General features: G+C 74.2%; 2 protein-coding genes. One reads left to right on the plus strand and one right to left on the minus strand.

Features of this window, described 5'->3' with window-relative positions; all coding sequences use genetic code 11:
- Positions 1-21 precede the first annotated feature (21 nt).
- Complete coding sequence (locus ACIQI7_RS05140) at positions 22-18,828, minus strand: SDR family NAD(P)-dependent oxidoreductase (RefSeq protein WP_401105267.1); 18,807 nt, start codon at positions 18,826-18,828, stop codon at positions 22-24.
- 618 nt (positions 18,829-19,446) lie between these two features.
- On the opposite strand from ACIQI7_RS05140, the gene ACIQI7_RS05145 reads away from it, so the two are divergent.
- The gene (locus ACIQI7_RS05145; protein ID WP_401105269.1) at positions 19,447-19,917 is read left to right on the plus strand and encodes an ester cyclase; all 471 of its coding nucleotides are present in this window, start codon (positions 19,447-19,449) and stop codon (positions 19,915-19,917) included.
- Positions 19,918-19,938: the final 21 nt, after the last annotated feature.

A 19,938-nucleotide genomic window follows, 5' to 3' on the forward strand; every position in this document is an offset into this window, starting at 1 on the left:
TGCTCCACAGGCCGGGCTGGTTCAGGACTGGTCGTCGAGCGCCAGCTCGATCAGGTCTTCGAGGTCCATCGAGTCGATGTCCGCGACGTCGGTGCTGCGGCGGGGCTCCGCCGCGGGGGTGCCGGCCGGTTCGGCCGCCAGGCGCAGCAGCGCCTCGGCGAGGCCCGCCTCGCGCAGCCGGGCCGGCGGGATGGCGGCGAGGGCGCGGCGCAGCGCTTCGTCCGCATCCTCCTCCGGGCCCGCGCCCGCCATGCCGTTCGGGCCGCCCGGCCCGCCGGGCTCGTCGACCAGCCGCGTCAGCAGGTGCCCGGCGAGCGCCTCCGGCGAGGGGTGGTCGAACAGCAGGCCGGCCGGGAGCCGCAGCCCGGTGACCGCAGCGAGCCGGTTGCGCAGCTCGATCGCGGTCAGCGAGTCGAAGCCGAGCAGGTTGAACGCGGTCTGCCGGCCGATCGCGTCCGGCGAGGCGTGGGCGAGCACGGTGGCGACCTCCTCGCGGATCAGGGTCAGCAGGGCGTCGAGCCGCGCCTCCTGCGGCAGGGCGGAGATCCGCTCGCGCAGGGGCGGCCGCTCGGCGGCCGGCGCCGCGCCGCCGGGTTCGGCGGAGCGCCGGGCCGGTGTGCGGACCAGGCCGCTCAGCAGCGCGGGCAAGCGTCCCTCGGCGGCCGCCTCGCGCAGCGGCCGCAGGTCGAGGCGGGCGGGCACCAGCGTCGGCCGGTCCCCGGCGCGCAGCGCGGCGTCGAACAGCGCCAGGCCGTCCTGCCGCGCCATCGGCGCGATGCCGGAGCGGGCGAGGCGGCGCAGGTCGGCGGCACCGAGGTCGGCGGCCATGCCCTCCGGGTCGGCCCACAGACCCCAGGCGAGGCTGGTGGCGGGCAGGCCCTGGACGTGGCGCAGGTGCGCCAGGGCGTCGAGGAAGGCGTTGGCGGCGGCGTAGTTGGCCTGGCCGGCCGCGCCGAGCGTGCCCGTGGTGGACGAGAACAGGACGAAGGCCGCCAGGTCCAGGTCACGGGTCAGCTCGTGCAGGTTCCACGCCGCGTCGACCTTCGGACGCAGCACGGCGCTCAGCCGCTCGTCGGTCAGCGCGGTCAGCGGGGCGTCGTCCAGCACGCCCGCCGCGTGCACCACGGCGGTCAGCGGGTTCTCGGCGGGGACGGCGGTGATCGTACGGGCGAGCTGCTCGCGGTCGGCGGCGTCGCAGGCCGCGAAGGTGGCCTGGGCGCCGAGGGCGGCCAGTTCGGCCGTCAGCTCGGCCGCGCCGGGCGCCTCGGCGCCGCGCCGGCTGACCAGCAGCAGACGGGTCGCGCCGTGTTCGGTGACCAGGCGTCGGGCGACCGACCGGCCCAGGGCGCCGGTCGCGCCGGTGAGCAGGACGGTGCCGGCCGGGTGCCAGGGCTTGGCGCCGTCGACGGGCAGCTCGCGCACCCGGGCCAGCCGTGGTACGGACAACTGACCGTCACGGAGGGCGAGTTCGGGCTCGCCGCTGTGGAGCGCGCGGGCCGGGCCGGTCGGGTCGAACCCGTCACCGGCGCCGAGGTCCAGGAGGACGATCCGGCCGGGGTGCTCCAGCCGGGCCGCCCGGACCATGCCCCACAGGGCGGCCTGCGCCGGATCGGGCCGCTCTCCGGGGCGTACGGCCATGGCGCCGCGCGTCACCAGCAGCAGGGTGGTGCCGATGAGCCGCTCCTCCGCCGTCCAGGAACGGAGCAGCGCCAGGGCGGCACGGGCGGCCGCGTGGACGGCCGCGGGAGCGTCGTGGGTGCCGGCCCCGGTGGAGGGCGGCGCGACCAGGACGACGTCCGGCAGGTCGGCGGCGGACAGCAGTGAGGCGAGGTCCGGATGCGCGGTGACGGGCAGGCCGGCCAGGTCGGGGCGGGCCTCGCCGAGCAGCGCGCAGACCGGCGGGGCGGTGGCCGCCCCGGGGGCCGGGACGGCGGCGGCGATCCACTCGACCTGGTGGAGCGCGTCGAGCACGCTCGCCCCCGAGGCGCGGAGCTGCTCGGCGCGGACCGGCCGGGACACCATCGAGCGCACCGACAGCACCGGACGACCGGCGGCGTCGGCGAGGGTGAGCGCGGCGTTGTCGGGGCCGTTCGGGCGGATGTGGACGCGGAGTGCGGTCGGGGTCTCGACGCTTCTCCCTGCCGTGGTGGTCACGTCGATGGCCGGGTGCAGGGTGACGCCGGTCCAGGCGAAGGGCAGCCGGACGGGTGCGTCGGCGGTGGCGTCGTCCGGGATCAGCAGGTGCAGGGCGGCGTCCAGCAGCGCCGGGTGCAGGGCGTACCCGGCGACGTCGGACGGCTGCCCGGCGGGCAGGGTGACCTCGGCGAACAGCTCCTCGCCGCGCCGCCAGGCGGCGGTGACGCCCTGGAACAGTGGGCCGTAGCCGTAGCCCTGGGCAGCCAGGCGGTCGTAGCGACCGTCGGTCGGCAGAGCGTCGGCCCCGGTGGGCGGCCAGGCGCCGAGGGCGTCGGCGGCCTGCGGCTCGGGTGCGGGACCGCTCGCCAGGAAGCCGGAGGCGTTGCGGGTCCACGGCGACGCGTCGATGATTCCGTCGGTGATTCCGTCGGTGGTGGCCCCGGGGGCCTCCTCGGGGCGGGAGTGGACGGTGACGCGGCGGCGCCCGGTGGCGTCCGGCGCCTCGACCGAGAGCTGCACCTGCACGCCCGTCCGGTCGGGGACCGGGATCGGCGCCTCCAGTGTCAGCTCGTCCAGGACGGGCCAGCCGATCCGCGCGCCGGCCGCGAGCGCCTGCTCCACGAGGGCGGCGGCGGGCAGCAGCGTGGAGTCGAACACCTCGTGCTCGGTGAGCCACGGGTGGGTGGTGGTGGAGAGCCGACCGGTGAACACCGTCCGTTCGGCGTCGGCGAGTTCGACGACCGCGCCGAGGAGCGGGTGCTCGGTGGCCGCGAGGCCGACGGCGGTGAGGTCGCCGGACTCGGCGGGGAGGTCGAGCCAGTAGCTGGTGTGCTGGAAGGGGTAGGTGGGGAGGTTGGGGAGCTCTGCGGTGGTGGGGAGGAGGGCGGCCCAGGTGACGGGGGTGCCGGTGGTGTGGAGGTGGGCGAGGGCTTGGAGGAGGGTGGTGGGCTCGGGGTGGTTGCGGCGGGTGGTGGGGTGGGCGTTGCTGGTGAGGAGGGGGGTGAGGGCGGCGTCGGGGCCGATTTCGAGGTAGGTGGTGATGCCTGCGGCTTGCAGGTGGTGGATGCCGTCGGCGAAGCGGACGGCTTCGCGGAGGTGGCGGACCCAGTAGTCGGGGTCGTTCAGTTCCTCGGTGGTGGCGGTGGTGCCGGTGAGGTTGGAGACGATCGGGATGCGCGGGTCGTTCGTGCTCAACTCGGCGACGACGGTCCGGAATTCGTCGAGGATCGGGTCCATGAGGGGGGAGTGGAAGGCGTGGCTGACCCGCAGGCGGGTGGTCTTGCGGCCCCGGGCCTTCAGCTCCTCCGTGACGGCGTCGGTGTCCGCCTGGGCGCCGGAAATGACGAGGGAGGTGGGGGAGTTGACGGCGGCGACGGCCGCGTTGCGTCCGTCGAGGAGGGGCAGGACTTCGTCTTCGGTGGCCTGGACGGCGGTCATGGCGCCGCCGTCGGGCAGGGACTGCATGAGTCTTCCGCGCGTGGTGATGAGCTTGGCCGCGTCCTCCAGGGTGAAGACCCCGGCGAGGTGGGCGGCGGTGATCTCGCCGACGGAGTGCCCGATGAGGTAGTCGGGTCGGACTCCGAGGGATTCGAGGAGCCGGTAGAGGGCGGTCTCGAAGGCGAACAGCGCGGGCTGGGTGTACTCGGTGCGGTACAGCAGCTCGACGTCGTCCCCGCCGATGACGTCCTTCAACGGACGGTCGAGGTGGGCGTCGAGGGCTGCGCAGACGGTGTCGAAGGCCTCGGCGAACACCGGGAACGCCTGCGCCAACTCCGATCCCATGCCGAGGCGTTGCGCACCCTGCCCACTGAACAGGAAAGCAAGGCCTCCGCCCTGCTCCACGACCCCGGTGACCACGTCGGCCGACTGCTCGCCGCGCGCCAGCGCCGCGAGCCCGGCACGGTGGTCGCCCGTGACGACGGCCCGGTGCTCGAACGACGCACGCTTGAGCAGCGCCTGCGCCACGCCGACCGCCGACTGGTCGTCGGAGAGCGCGCCGAGCAGCCGCTCGGCCTGCGCCGTCAACGCCTCCGCCGACTTCGCCGACAGCACCCAAGGGGCCACGGCCGGTTCGACATCGGCGCCGGCGGCGGACTGCTGAGCCGCGACGCCTTCCAGCACGACGTGCGCGTTGGTCCCGCTGACGCCGAAGGAGGACACGGCGGCCCGTCGCGGGCGTCCGGCCAAGGCCGGCCACTCGCGCGCCCGGGTGAGGAGTTCGACCGCCCCGGCCTCCCAGTCGACGTGCGGGGACGGCTGGTCGGCGTGCAGGGTGCGCGGCAGGACGCCATGGTGCATCGCCATGACCATCTTGATGATGCCGCCGACGCCCGCCGCCGCTTGGGCATGCCCGATGTTGGACTTCAACGAGCCCAGCCACAAGGGATGTTGGGCATCCCGGTCAGCGCCGTACGTGGCGAGGAGCGCCTGTGCCTCGATCGGGTCGCCGAGCGTGGTCCCGGTCCCATGGGCCTCCACCGCGTCCACGTCCGAGGCCGTGAGCCGAGCGTTGGCGAGTGCCTGGCGGATCACCCGTTCCTGCGCCGGACCGTTGGGCGCGGTCAGCCCGTTGGACGCACCGTCCTGGTTCACGGCCGTGCCGCGCACCACGGCGAGCACCCGGTGCCCGTTGCGCCGGGCGTCCGACAGCCGCTCGACCAGCAGCAGCCCGACGCCCTCGGCCCAGCCCGTGCCGTCCGCACCCGCGCCGAACGCCTTGCAGCGGCCGTCCGCCGACAGCCCGCGCTGCCGGCTGAACTCCACGAACACGGCCGGGGTGGCCATCACCGTCACGCCGCCGACCAGGGCGAGCGAGCACTCGCCGTTGCGCAGGGCCTGGGCGGCCAGGTGCAGGGCGACCAGCGAGGACGAGCAGGCGGTGTCCACGGTCACCGCCGGGCCCTCCAGCCCGAAGGTGTACGAGACCCGGCCGCTGGCCACGCTGCCCGCGCTGCCGTTAACGAGGTAGCCCTCGAAGCCCTCGGGCGCCTCGCGCAGCCGGCCGCCGTAGTCGTGGTACATGACGCCGGTGAACACGCCGGTGTCGCTTCCGCGTTGCCCGGCCGGGTCGATGCCCGCGTGCTCGAAGGCCTCCCAGGCGGTCTCCAGCAGCAGGCGCTGCTGCGGGTCGGTGGCCAGCGCCTCGCGCGGGCTCATCCCGAAGAAGCCGGCGTCGAACCGGTCGGCGTCGTGGAGGAACCCGCCCTCGCGGAGGTAGGTCTTGCCGTGCTTGGCCGGGTCGGGGTCGTAGAGGCCGTCGAGGTCCCAGCCGCGGTTGCCGGGGAAGGGCCCGATCGCGTCGACGCCGTCGGCGACCAGGCGCCACAGGTCCTCGGGGGAACGGACCCCGCCGGGGTAGCGGCAGGCCATGCCGACGATCACCACGGGGTCGTCCTTGTCGGCGGTGACGGCGGCCTTCACGACGGTGGTGGCGGCGGTGGTGCCGAGGAGTTCCGTCCGCAGCCGGCGGGCCACGGCAAGCGGGGTGGGGTGGTTGAACAGCAGGGTGCTCGGCAGCCGGAGGCCGGTCGTGCCGTTCAGGCGGTTGCGCAGTTCGAGCGAGCTCAGCGAGTCGAACCCGAAGTCCTTGAAGGCGCGTTCGGCATCGATCGTGTCCGCTGAGGCGTGGCCGAGCACGACGGCGAGCTGACCGCGCACCAGGTCCAGCAGGAGCTGCTCCTGCTCGGCCGGGTCGAGTCCGGCGAGCCGGTGAGCGAGCGCGGTCGAGCCGTCGGGAGCGGTCGGCGCCGACTCGGACACCTTCCGCAGGGCCGAGGGCCGGACGAGCCGGGCGAACACGGCGGGCACATGGCTCCCGGCGCGCAGCCCGGCGAGGTCCAGCCGGGCCGGGACGGCGACCGAGCGGTCCAGGGCGGGCGCCAGGTCGAACAGCGCCATCCCGTCCTCGACGGGGAGCGGGGCGATGCCGGTGCGGGCCAGCCGGGCGAGGTCCGCCGCCGCGAGCCGGCCGGCCATGCCGTCGGCCCGGTCCCACAGGCCCCAGGCGAGGCTGGTGGCGGGCAGGCGCTGGGCGCGCCGGTGGTGGGCGAGGGCGTCCAGGAAGGCGTTGGCGGCGGCGTAGTTGGCCTGACCGGCGCTGCCGACGGTGCCGGCCACGGAGGAGTAGAGCACGAAGGCGGTGAGGTCGCGCTCGCGGGTCAGCTCGTGCAGGTGCCAGGCGGCGTCCGCCTTGGGACGCAGGACGCGGTCGAGGCCGGCGCTGTCCAGTGTCTCCAGCGGGGTGTCGTCCAGGACACCGGCGCAGTGCACGACGGCGGTCAGGTCCTCGATGGTGTCGAGGAGTTCGGCGAGGGCGGTGCGGTCGGTGACGTCGCAGGCGGCGAAGCGCAGTTCGGCACCCGACTCGGCCAGCTCGGCCGCGAGCCGGGCGGCGCCCTCGGCCCGGTCGCCGCTGCGCGAGGCCAGCACCAGCCGGCGCACGCCGTGCTCGCCGACCAGGCGGCGGACGGCCGGCACGCCGAGCGCGCCCATGCCGCCGGTCACCAGCACGGTGCCCTCGCCGGGCCAGCGGACGGCCGACCGGTCCGCGGTGGCGGGAACCAGGCGCGGCGTGCTGAACCGCCCGTCGCGGAGCGCGAGTTGCGGCTCGCCGGTGGCCAGGGCGGCGGGCGCGAGGGTAGCCGGGTCGGTGTCGTCGGCGACGTCGAGCAGGACGAACCGGCCCGGGTGCTCGGTCTGCGCGGAGCGGACCAGCCCCCAGACGGCGGCCTGCGCCGGGTCGGGCGACTCGCCGTCGACGGCCGCCACCGCCGACCGGGTCAGCAGGACCAGCGGGCCGCCGCCGTCCTCGTCCTCCTCCGTTGCGGCGAGGTGGGCCTGGAGGTGGGCGAGCGCCTGGAGCGCCGTCTGCCGGGCGCGGCCCGGGACGTCGTCGCCGCCGACCATACGGAGGTCGGCCAAGCGCCAACCAGGCTGCACCGAGGCGGGGTTGTCGACGGTCGGCAGGTCGAACCAGTCGAGGGCGAACAGCGAACCGCGGCGCACGCCGGGACCGTCCACCGCCGGCTGCCGGACCGCCAGCGAGTCGACGGCGGCGACCGGAGCGCCCGTGTGGTCGGCGATCGACAGCGCGTACTCGTCCGGCCGGACGACGGCCAGCCGGACCCGCAGGGCGTCCGCGCCGGTCGCGTACACCGAGGTGCCGGACCAGGCGAACGGCAGCCGGAGCTGCAACTCGCCGTCCCCGCCGACCAATCCGAGCGAGATGGGGTGCAGCGCGGCGTCCAGCAGCGCCGGGTGAACGCCGAACTTGTCGGCTCCGGCGCCCGTGGGGAGCCCTCCTGGCAGGCGGATCTCGGCGAACACCGCGTCCCCGGCCCGCCAGGCGGCGCGCAGGCCCTGGAAGACCGGGCCGTACGCGTAGCCGGCGGCGTGCAGCCGGTCGTAGGCGTCCTCGACGTCGATCGGCTCGGCGCCGGGCGGCGGCCACACGTCCAGGCTGAAGGACGCGGGGGCGGCGGCGGTCAGCTGGCCGGTGGCGTGCCGGGTCCAGACGCCGTCGGCCTCGGAGTAGACGTCCACCGGGTGCCGGCCGGACGCGTCCGGCCCGCCGACGGACACCTGCACGTTCACCGCGCCGCTCGTGGGCAGGGCGAGGGGCGTCTGGAGCGTCAGCTCCTCGATGCGGTCGCACCCGGCGGCCTCGTGGCCGGCCCGCAGGGCGAGTTCCGCGAAGGCGGTGCCGGGGAGGAGGACGGTGCCGGCGATGGTGTGGTCGGTGAGCCAGGGGTGGGTGGTGGTGGAGAGCCGACCGGTGAAAAGTATGCCGTCGCCGTCGGCGCGGGTGACGGCGGCACCGAGGAGCGGGTGGTCGGTGGCGGTGAGGCCGACGGCGGTGACGTTGCCGGTGTTGGGGGTGGTGAGCCAGTAGTGCTGGTGCTGGAAGGGGTAGGTGGGGAGGTTGGGGAGCTCTGCGGTGGTGGGGAGGAGGGCGGCCCAGGTGATGGGGGTTCCGGTGGTGTGGAGGTGGGCGAGGGCTTGGAGGAGGGTGGCGGGCTCGGGGTGGTTGCGGCGGGTGGTGGGGTGGGCGTTGGTGGTGAGGAGTGGGGTGAGGGCGGCGTCGGGGCCGATTTCGAGGTAGGTGGTGATGCCTGCGGTCGCCAGGTGGTGGATGCCGTCGGCGAAGCGGACGGCTTCGCGGAGGTGGCGGACCCAGTAGTCGGGGTCCTTGAGCCGGCTGTTCTCGGCGATCGTGCCGGTGAGGTTGGAGACGATCGGGATGCGCGGGTCGGACGGGTTCAACTCGGCGACGACGGTCCGGAATTCGGCGAGGATCGGGTCCATGAGGGGGGAGTGGAAGGCGTGGCTGACCCGCAGGCGGGTGGTCTTGCGGCCCCGGGCCTTCAGCTCCTCCGTGACGGCTTCGACGTCCGCCTGTGCCCCGGAAATGACGAGGGAGGTGGAGGAGTTGACGGCGGCGACGGCCGCGTTGCGTGCGTCGAGGAGGGGCAGGAGTTCGTCTTCGGTGGCCTGGACGGCGGTCATGGCGCCGCCGTCGGGCAGGGACTGCATGAGTCTTCCGCGCGCGGTGATGAGCTTGGCCGCGTCCTCCAGGGTGAAGACCCCGGCGAGGTGGGCGGCGGTGATCTCGCCGACGGAGTGCCCGATGAGGTAGTCGGGTCGGACTCCGAGGGATTCCAGGAGCCCGTAGAGGGCGGTCTCGAAGGCGAACAGCGCGGGCTGGGTGTACTCGGTGCGGTTCAGCAGCTCGACGTCGTCCCCGCCGATCACGTCCTTCAGCGGCCGCGACAGGTACGGGTCCAACGCGGCGCACACCGTGTCGAAGGCCTCGGCGAACGCCGGGAACGCCTGCGCCAACTCCGATCCCATGCCCAGCCGTTGCGCACCCTGCCCACTGAACAGGAACGCGACCCGCGCGCCCTGCCCGGCAACGGTGCCCGTGACGACCTCGGCCGACTGCTCGCCCCGCGCCAGCGCGGCGAGGGCGTTGAGCAGCCCGTCACGGTCGGACGCCGTCACGACGGCCCGGTGGTCGAGCGCCGCACGCGTGGTGACGAGGGCGTGGGCGACGCCCGTGAGCGCGGTCCCCTCGTCGAGGTGCGCGGCCAGACGTGCGGCCTGGGCCCGCAGCGCGGCGGGGGACTTGGCAGAGAGGAGGAACGGCAGCTCACCGTGGTCGTCGTGCACCTCGGCCGACGCGGCCGAGGGCGTGCCCTCCTCCAGGATGACGTGCGCGTTGGTGCCGCTGATGCCGAAGGAGGAGACGGCGGCGCGTCGCGGCCGCCCGTCCAGGGCGGGCCAGTCCCGCGCCTCGGTGAGCAGCTGAACGGCTCCTGCGGTCCAGTCGATGTGCGGGGACGGCTGGTCGGCGTGCAGGGTGCGCGGTAGCACGCCATGGTGCATCGCCATGACCATCTTGATGATGCCGCCGACGCCCGCCGCCGCCTGGGCGTGCCCGATGTTGGACTTCAACGAGCCCAGCCACAAAGGCTGTTCACCATCGCGCTCGGCGCCGTACGTGGCAAGGAGCGCCTGCGCCTCGATCGGGTCACCGAGCGTGGTCCCGGTCCCGTGCGCCTCCACCGCGTCCACGTCCGACGCCGTCAGCCGAGCGTTGGCGAGCGCCTGGCGGATCACCCGCTCCTGCGCCGGACCGTTGGGCGCCGTGAGCCCGTTGGACGCACCGTCCTGGTTCACGGCCGTGCCGCGCACCACGGCGAGCACCCGGTGCCCGTTGCGCCGCGCGTCCGACAGCCGCTCGACCAGCAGCAGCCCGACGCCCTCCGCCCAGCCCGTGCCGTCCGCGCCCGCCCCGAACGCCTTGCAACGCCCGTCCGCCGACAGCCCGCGCTGCCGACTGAACTGGATGAAGGTGTTCGGCGTCGCCATCACCATCGCGCCGCCCGCGAGGGCGAGCGAGCACTCGCCGTTGCGCAGCGCTTGGGCGGCCAGGTGCAGCGCGACCAGCGAGGAGGAGCACGCCGTGTCGACGGTCACCGCCGGGCCCTCCAGCCCGAAGGCGTACGAGACCCGGCCGGAGGCCACGCTCGCGAGGTTGCCGGTCAGCAGATAGCCCTCGACGCCCTCCGGGGTCGCCCGGGGGCCGGGCGCGTAATCCTGCGGCGCCGCGCCGACGAAGACGCCGGTCGCCGTACCGGCCAGGCCCGTCGGGTCGAGGCCGGCCCGCTCGAAGGTCTCCCAGGCGGTCTCCAGCAGCAGCCGCTGCTGCGGGTCCATCGCGAGCGCCTCGCGCGGGCTGATGCCGAACAGGTCGGCGTCGAAGTCTGCGGCCCGGTGGAGGAAGCCGCCCCGGCGGGTGTAGGAGGTGCCGGGGTGCTCCGGGTCCGGGTGGTACAGCTCGTCGAGGTTCCAGCCACGGTCGGTGGGGAACTCGCCGATGGCGTCCACGCCGTCCGCGACCAGCCGCCACAGGTCCTCCGGCGAGGCGACGCCGCCGGGGTAGCGGCAGGCCATGCCGACGACGGCGATCGGCTCGTTGAAGGCCGCCGCGGCCGCCGCGGCCGCCGTGCCGAGGGCCGTCGACCGGCCCGGCTCCGTGCCGAGCAGCTCCGCCCTGAGCCGGCCGGCCAGCGCGGCGGGCGTCGGGTGGTCGTACACCAGCGAACTGGGCAGCCGGAGGCCGGTGGTGGCGTTGAGGCGGTTGCGGAACTCGACGGCGGTCAGCGAGTCGAAGCCGGCCTCCTTGAACGCCCGCGCGGGGGCGACGGGGGACGCCGAGCCGTGGCCGAGCACAGCACCGGCTTCGGTGCAGACCAGGTCGAGCAGGAACCGATCCCGCTCCTCCTCGCCGGCCATCCGGGCGAGGCGGTCGGTGAGCGAGTCGGCCGTACGGGCGTCGGCGGTGGCCGCCCGGCGGCGGGCGGAGGCGCGGTAGAGGCCGCCCAGCAGGGCGGGCACCGGGCCGGACCCGCGCCAGGTGCCGCCGCGCTCCAGCCGGGCGGGCACGAGCGCGGCGTCCCCGGTGGCGAGCGCGGCGTCGAACAGCGCGACGCCGTCCTCGGGGTCGATCGGCAGGACGGCCGTCCGGGCCCAGCGGGCCAGATCGGCGGCGTTCAGAGCGGCCGCCATGCCGCCCTGCTGTCCCCACATGCCCCAGGCGAGGCTGGTGGCGGGCAGGCCCTGGGCGCGCCGGTGGTGGGCGAGGGCGTCCAGGAAGGCGTTGGCGGCGGCGTAGTTGGCCTGACCGGCGCTGCCGAGGGTGGCGGCGACCGAGGAGAAGAGCACGAACGCGGTGAGGTCGCGGTCGCGGGTCAGCTCGTGCAGGTGCCAGGCGGCCTCGGCCTTGGGGGCCCATACGGTGGCGATCCGCCGCTCGTCCAGGGCGCCGACGACACCGTCGTCCAGGACCCCGGCGGCGTGCACGACGGCGGTCAGGCCCGGTGTGGCGTCGAGCAGTTCGGCAAGCGCGGCGCGGTCGGCGACGTCGCAGGCGGCGACCGTCACCCGGGCGCCCAGCGCGGACAGCTCGGCCACCAGATCCGCTGTTCCCGGCGCGTCGGAGCCGCGTCGGCTGACGAGCAGCAGGCGGCGGGCGCCGAGGTCGGCGACCACATGGCGGGCGAACAGCCGGCCGAGGGTGCCGCCGGCGCCGGTGATCAGCACGGTGCCGTCGCCGTCCCAGCGGGCCGGTCCGGCCGGGGCCGCCTCGCGGCGGGCGAGGCGGGGGACGAGCAACTCCCCGGCGCGCAGCGCGAACTGCGCTTCGCCGGTGGCGAGTCTGGCCGCCAGGGCCTGCTCGGACTCGGCGCTGCCGTCCACGTCGACCAGGACGAAGCGGTCCGGGTTCTCGGTCTGCGCGGAACGCACCAGGCCCCAGACGGCGGCACCCGCCAGGCGCTGCGACTGCTCGACGTCCGTCGCGACGGCCTGTCGGGTGACCAGGACCAGGCGGGCGTCCGGGGCGTGTTCGGTGTCCAGCCACGACCGTACGGCGGCCAGGGCTTCGAGGGCCACCTCGCGGGCGGCGTCGGCGTCGTCGCGCTCGGAGTCGAGCCGGACGACCGTGAACTCGGGCGCTGCGGCGGCGGGGGACGCGGCGAGTGGGCGGGTGGCCCATTGCACCGTGTACAGGCCGCCGAGCGTACGGCCGGCGAAGACGGCCGCGTCCGGCGTCCCGAGGGCCACCGAGGCGACCGACAGGACGGTCGCGCCGCCCACGTCCGACGCGGACACGGCGACGGCGCCCGGGCCGGCCGGAGTGACCCGCACACGCAGCAGCGTGGCACCGGTCAGCTGCAGCGACACGCCCTGCCAGGCCAGGGGCAGCCGGACCTGCTCGCCGGTAGCGGGGGCGGCGGCGCCGAGGTACGGCAGGCACTCCAGCAGGACCGGGTGCACGCCGTAGCCGGCGGCGTCCGCCGACAGCTCCTCCGGCAGGGCGACCTCGGCGAACAGCTCCTCGCCGCGCCGCCAGAGCGCCTGGACGTTCTGGAACAGCGCGCCCAGGCCCGTGTCGTCCAGGGCCGTGACGGGCACCGCGACGGCGCCGGCCGGCGGCCACGGGGCCGACTCGGCCCGCGGTGCGGGGAGTTCGGCGCCGAGCAGACCGTGGGCGTTCTGCGTCCAGGCCGCGTCCTCGGCGGCTTCGTCCGGGCGGGTGTGAACAGCCAGGCGGCGGCGACCGGTCGCGTCCGGGGCCTCGACGGAGACCTGGAGGCGCAGCCCGCCGTGCTCGGGGACGAGCGGCGGCGCGTCCACCGTGAGCGATTCCAGGTGCGGGCAGCCCAGGTCGTCACCGAGCCGGAGCGCCAGCTCGACCAGGGCGGACGAGGGCAGCACGGTGTGGCCGGCCACGGTGTGGTCGGTGAGCCACGCCTGCGCGTGGCGGGTCACCCGGCCGGTGAAGACGACGGTGGACTGCTCGCCGGCCAGCTCGATCCCGGCGTCGAGGAGCGGGTGGTCGGTGGCGGTGAGGCCGATGGCGGTGACGTCGCCGGTGTCGGGGGTGGTGAGCCAGTAGTGCTGGTGCTGGAAGGGGTAGGTGGGGAGGCTGGGGAGCTCTGCGGTGGTGGGGAGGAGGGCGGCCCAGGTGACGGGGGTGCCGGTGGTGTGGAGGCGGGCGAGGGCTTGGAGGAGGGTGGCGGGCTCGGGGTGGTTGCGGCGGGTGGTGGGGTGGGCGTTGGTGGCGAGGAGGGGGGTGAGGGCGGCGTCGGGGCCGATTTCGAGGTAGGTGGTGATGCCTGCGGCTTCGAGGTGCTGGATGCCGTCGGCGAAGCGGACGGCTTCGCGGAGGTGGCGGACCCAGTAGTCGGGGTCGTTCAGTTCCTCGGTGGTGGCGGTGGTGCCGGTGAGGTTGGAGACGATCGGGATGCGCGGGTCGTTCGTGTTCAACTCGGCGACGACGGTCCGGAATTCGTTGAGGATCGGGTCCATGAGGGGGGAGTGGAAGGCGTGGCTGACCCGCAGGCGGGTGGTCTTGCGGCCCCGGGCCTTCAGCTCCTCCGTGACGGCGTCGGTGTCCGCCTGGGCGCCGGAAATGACGAGGGAGGTGGGGGAGTTGACGGCGGCGATGGTGGCGTTGCGTCCGTCGAGGAGGGGTAGGACTTCGTCTTCGGTGGCCTGGACGGCGGTCATGGCGCCGCCGTCGGGCAGGGACTGCATGAGTCTTCCGCGCGTGGTGATGAGCTTGGCCGCGTCCTCCAGGGTGAAGACCCCGGCGAGGTGGGCGGCGGTGATCTCGCCGACGGAGTGCCCGATGAGGTAGTCGGGTCGGACTCCGAGGGATTCGAGGAGCCGGTAGAGGGCGGTCTCGAAGGCGAACAGCGCGGGCTGGGTGTACTCGGTGCGGTTCAGCAGCTCGACGTCGTCCCCGTTGATGACGTCCTTCAGCGGACGGTCGAGGTGGGCGTCGAGGGCTGCGCAGACGGTGTCGAAGGCCTCGGCGAACACCGGGAACGCCTGCGCCAACTCCGATCCCATGCCGAGGCGTTGCGCACCCTGCCCGCTGAACAGGAAAGCAAGGCCTCCGCCCTGCTCCACGACCCCGGTGACCACGTCGGCCGACTGCTCGCCGCGCGCCAGCGCCGCGAGCCCGGCACGGTGGTCGCCCGTGACGACGGCCCGGTGCTCGAACGACGCACGCTTGAGCAGCGCCTGCGCCACGCCGACCGCCGACTGGTCGTCGGAGAGCGCGCCGAGCAGCCGCTCGGCCTGCGCCGTCAACGCCTCCGCCGACTTCGCCGACAGCACCCACGGAACGACGCCTGCATCCGTAACGGAGCCACCCTCTGTCTCCGTGGCGACCGGCGCCGGCCCCTCCTCGATGACGACATGGGCGTTGGTGCCGCTGATGCCGAAGGAGGAGACGGCGGCGCGTCGCGGCCGCCCGTCCAGGGCGGGCCAGTCCCGCGCCTCGGTGAGTAGCTGAACGGCTCCTGCGGTCCAGTCGATGTGCGGGGACGGCTGGTCGGCGTGCAGGGTGCGCGGTAGCACGCCATGGTGCATCGCCATGACCATCTTGATGATGCCGCCGACGCCCGCCGCCGCTTGGGCGTGCCCGATGTTGGACTTCAACGAGCCCAACCACAAGGGCTGTTGGGAATCCCGATCAGCGCCGTACGTGGCGAGGAGCGCCTGTGCCTCGATCGGGTCACCGAGCGTGGTCCCGGTCCCGTGCGCCTCCACCGCGTCCACGTCCGACGCCGTCAGCCGAGCGTTGGCGAGTGCCTGGCGGATCACCCGCTCCTGCGCCGGACCGTTCGGCGCCGTCAGCCCGTTCGACGCACCGTCCTGGTTCACGGCCGTGCCGCGCACCACCGCGAGCACCCGGTGCCCGTTGCGCCGCGCGTCCGACAGCCGCTCCACCAGCAGCAGCCCGACCCCCTCCGCCCAGCCCGTCCCGTCCGCACCCGCCCCGAAGGCCTTGCAGCGGCCGTCCACCGACAGCCCGCGCTGTCGGCTGAACTCCACGAACATCCCGGGGTTGGACATGATCGTCGCCCCGCCCGCGAGGGCGAGCGAGCACTCGCCGTTGCGCAGCGACTGCACGGCGAGGTGCAGGGCGACCAGTGAGGAGGAGCACGCCGTGTCGATGGTGACGGCCGGGCCCTCCAGTCCGAAGGTGTAGGCGAGGCGCCCGGAGGCGACGCTCGGGCTGTTGCCGGTCAGCAGGTAGCCGTCCAGGCCCTCGGGCGCCTGGTGCAGGCGGGGCCCGTAGTCCTGGGCCATCGCGCCGATGAACACCCCGGCGTCGCTTCCGCGCAGGGTGGCCGGGTCGAGGCCGGCCCGCTCGAAGGCCTCCCAGGCGGCCTCCAGCAGCACGCGCTGCTGCGGGTCGATCGCGGTGGCCTCGCGCGGGCTGATGCCGAAGAAGCCGGCGTCGAAGCGGTCGGCGTCGTGGAGGAAGCCGCCCCGGCGGGTGTAGGAGGTGCCGTGCCGGCCGGCGTCGGGGTGGTGGAGGGCGTCGAGGTCCCAGCCGCGGTTGGTGGGGAAGTCGCCGATGGCGTCCACGCCGTCCGCGACCAGCCGCCACAGGTCCTCAGGCGACTCGACGCCGCCGGGGAAGCGGCAGGCCATGCCGACGACGGCGATCGGCTCGTCGAGCCGAACGGCGGTTCCGCGCGCGGTGGTCAAGGCGGCGCCGGTGCGCGGGCCGTCGGCGAGTTCGGCCCGGAGGTGGTCCGTGAGCGCCTGCGGCGTCGGGTAGTTGAAGACCAGGGTGGGCGGCAGCGTGACGCCGGTGGCCTCGCGGAGCCGGTCGCGCAGCTCGACGGCGGACAGCGAGTCGAAGCCGAGCTCCTTGAAGGTCCGCTCCGTGTCGACGGTGCCGGCGCCGCTGTGGCCGAGGACCAGCGCGACGCTCGCCCGCACCAGCCCGGCGACGTCCAGTTCCTCGGCCCCCGCAGAAGTCCCGGCAGAGGCCCCCGCAGAGGCCCCCGCAGAGGCCTCGGCAATGGCCCCGGCGACGGCCACCCCGGCGGCTCCGGACGACGCCTCCCGGCCGCCCCGCACCACCGCCCCCGGACTCTCCGCAGTGCTCCCGATCCAGTACCGGTCCCGCTGGAACGCGTACGTCGGCAGCGCGACGCGGCGCGCCGAGCGCTCCCCGTGGACGGCCGTCCAGTCCACCTCGACGCCCCGCACGTGCGCCTCGGCGAGCGCGGTGACGGCGGTGCGGACCTCGTCGCGGCCGCGCCGCCGGGCCGCGCTGAACGCGATCCGGCCGGCGTCCTCGGGCAGGCTCTGCCGGGCGGCCGGCAGCAGCACGGCGTCGGGTCCGAGCTCCAGCAGATGGGTGGTCCCGGCCTCGGCCAGGGCCCGGACACCGTCGCGGAAACGCACGGCCTCGCGGACGTGCCGGACCCAGTACCCGGGTGAGCACAGCTCCTCGACGGTGGCCGGCCGCCCGGTGAGGTTGGAGATCACCGGAATGCTCGGCGGCGCGTACGTCAGGCGCTCGGCGACCTGCCGGAACTCCGCCAGCATCGGGTCCATGCGGGCCGAGTGGAAGGCGTGGCTGACCTCCAACCGCCGGGTTCGGCGCCCGCGTTCGGCGAGGGCGGCGGCCACCGCGAGCACGGCTCCCTCCTCGCCGCTGACGACCAGCGCCGTGGGCCCGTTGACGGCGGCCAGGCCGACGGCTCCGGCGTGCCGGGCGAGCAGCGGGAGGATCTCCTCCTCGGTGGCCTCGACGGCGGCCATCGCGCCGCCGGCCGGGAGAGCCTGCATCAGCCGGCCGCGCGCGGCGACCAGGGCGGCGGCGTCGCCCAGCGGGAGCACGCCCGCGACGTGCGCGGCGGCGAGTTCGCCGACGGAGTGGCCGATCAGGTGGTCGGGGTGGATGCCCCAGTGCTGGAAGAGCCGGGCCAGGGCCGTCTCGAAGGCGAACAGCGCGGCCTGGGTGCCGGCCGTGCGGTGCAGCCGCTCGTCGTCCTCGGCGAACATCAACTCCTTGATGGAGAAGCCGAGTTCGGCGTCCAGGTGTTCGGCGGCGGCGTCCAGGGCGGCGGCGAAGGCGGGGAAGCGGCGGTACAGCTCCCGGCCCATGCCGGGCTGCTGGCTGCCCTGGCCGGAGAACAGGAAGACGACCCGGGCCCGCTCACCCGCCCGGGCGCGGCCGGTGACCACGTCGGCGGACGGCGAACCGTCGGCGAGCGCGTGCAGCCCGGCCAGCGCGTCGGTGCGCGCACCGGCCTCGGCCAGCAGTACGGCGCGCTCCTCGAACGGGGTCCGGGTCTCGGCCAACGCGTGGGCTGCATCGGCGAGTTGCGCGTCCGAGACGCGCTCCGGCAGGTAGTCTCCGAGGTGTTCGGCGAGCCGTGCGGCCTGGGCCCGCAGGGCTTCCGGGCTCCGGCCGGACAGGGGGAGCGGAACGGGGGTGACGGCGGCCGGCGGGCCCTGCGGCGCGGCCTCCTCGGCCTCGTCGAGAGTCGGCCAACCCGCCAGGACCACATGACAGTTGGTGCCACCCATACCGAAGGAGCTGACGCCGGCCAGCCGCGGACCGGCCGGCCAGGGGGTGCTGCTGGTCTGCACCTTCAGGCCGAGTTCGGCCAGCGGAATACGAGGATTGGGCGTCTCGAAATTGAGGCTCGCGGGCAATATCCCGTGTCGCAGACTCAGTACCGTTTTCAACAATCCGGCGATGCCGGCGGCGCCTTCGAGATGGCCGATGTTCGTCTTGACGGAACCCACCAGCAGGGGGTCCGAGGACGGCCGGGCCTTGCCGATGGCCGCGCCGAGCGCCGCCGCCTCGACCGGGTCGCCGACCGGAGTTCCGGTGCCGTGCAATTCGACGTACCGGATATTCTCCGGGCGGACACCCGCGCTGCGGCACGCCTCCCGGACGACCTCGCTCTGCGCGCCCGCGTCGGGCACGGTGAGGCCCTCGGTGGCGCCGTCGTTGTTGACCGCGCTGCCGAGAATGACGGCCTGGATTCCGTCGCCGTCGGAAATGGCACGGCTCAGCTTTTTGAGGACCAGGACGACACCGCCCTCGCCGCGGACGTATCCGTTGGCCCGGGCGTCGAAGGTCCAGCACCGGCCGTCCGGCGAGAGGCCGCCGAACTTCGCGGCTGCCACGGTGCTCTCGGGCACCAGCATGAGGTTGACCCCGCCGACCAGCGCCAGGTCCGACTCGCCGCGCAGCAGGCTCTCCCGGGCCAGGTGGACGGCCACCAGGGAGGCGGACTGGGCGGAGTCGACGGTGAGGCTGGGGCCGTGCAGGCCGAGTGCGTAGGAGAGCCGGTTGGCGATGATTCCCCTGGTCAGGCCGGCTACGGTGTGCTGGTTGACGGCCTCCGCGCCGAGCGAGTGGACCAACGCGGCGTAGTCGCCGGCCATGGTGGCCATGAAGACGCCGGTGCGGCTGCCGTGCAGGCGGGCGGGCCGGATCCCGGCGTCCTCCAGGGCCTCCCAGCCGAGCTCCAGGGCCAGCCGCTGCTGCGGGTCCGTCATCTCGGCCTCGCGCGGGGAGATCCCGAAGAAGCCGGCGTCGAAGGCCCCGGGCTCGTCCAGGAAGGCGCCGTGCCGGGCGTGCGACCGGCCGGGTGCGGAGCGGTCGGCGGAGTAGTGGTCGGCCGTGCGCAAACGGTCCTCGGGCCACTCCGTTACGGCGCTTTCGCCGTTTTCCAGCAGTCGCCGGAACGAGGCCGGGTCGGGCGCCTTCGGAAGCCGACAGGAAACCCCGACGACGGCGATGGTCGTGTCCGGGTCGAAACCCGTCGCGATCGCTGCAGAATGCGCCTTTTCCATGAAACGTTCTCGCCCCCGAGCCCGTGGAAGATTTCCGGTCCGACGAATTCTTGTCTGGTGAAGACCACGTACGGGGCGTCGAAAGCCGTGGTGGCGTGGCACGGCGGAAAGCGCGCCGTGCTGAGCGACGAATGGAACCCCCGTAAATGGTGATCGAATTGATCAACCGGCGCTCACCCTACAGCGTAGGACGATCCGGCCTGAAGGACCCGACAAGGGGGAATCTCTGTGATCCCGGTCACGTTGCAGGGGGTCATCCCGCGGTTACGCCGCAGGCCGGGGTGGGATGTTGGCCGCCGTCCAGTGAAACCTTGACCAAGTCTTGACGGTCGAGGGTTGGCCGGCCCGATCCGGGGTAACCCGGCCGTCGACCCTGGTGGCCGCGGGTGTCGGCAGGGGCCTGACAAAAGGGATTCCGTCCCGGTGACGGGTCGTCACGCTCCGCTGGTTGACACCGTGTGATCTACATAGTAGAAACGGCATCGCTCAATTCCTTAATGCCGTCGGATTACATGGCGTGCAGGCCCCGCGGGCCGGGCGATCAGACCCCGGCCGCGCGCGACGACGGCGATGGATCTCCATCCGTAACAACGCTCCGTACAAGTGAGGCGGATTCCCATGGGGGAAGACAGGGCGGCTTGCGAGCAAACGCTTCAGGCCTGGGTCGAGGAAGTTCTGAACAAGGGTCACATCGAGCGGCTCGGGGAATTCATTCACCCGGACTTCATCACCCATACGGATGAGTCGGCGCTGGAGCTGGACGCCCAGGGTGACGACCGCGACGGCATCCAGGACGGGATCGTCGAGCTCCGCGAGAAGCTCCAACCGCACTACACCGCAACGGTCGTGCGCTGGGAGGGCGACACCGTCCACCTGGACTGGACGATGTCCGGCGTGCACGCCGGCAAGATCATGGGATTCGAGCCGACCGGCAAGAAGTTCCAGGTCTCCTACACCAGCTGGTGCCGTTTCAAGGACGGTCGGGCCATCGAGGCCAAGGGCGAGTGGGACCCGGCGCAGACCCTCGCCGAAATCCGCAAGCAGATCGACGCCCAGCTCGCCGCCGACGCGGCCGGCCAGTCGGCGTAGTCGTCGCCGCCGGTGAATCCG

The organism is Kitasatospora sp. NPDC092039 (genome assembly GCF_044756065.1).
GTDB lineage: Bacteria > Actinomycetota > Actinomycetes > Streptomycetales > Streptomycetaceae > Kitasatospora.

Excerpts from the sequence above, each read along its gene's own strand:
- ACIQI7_RS05140 (WP_401105267.1), bottom strand. The coding sequence starts at position 18,828 with ATGGAAAAGGCGCATTCTGCAGCGATCGCGACGGGTTTCGACCCGGAC.
- ACIQI7_RS05145 (WP_401105269.1), top strand. The coding sequence starts at position 19,447 with ATGGGGGAAGACAGGGCGGCTTGCGAGCAAACGCTTCAGGCCTGGGTC.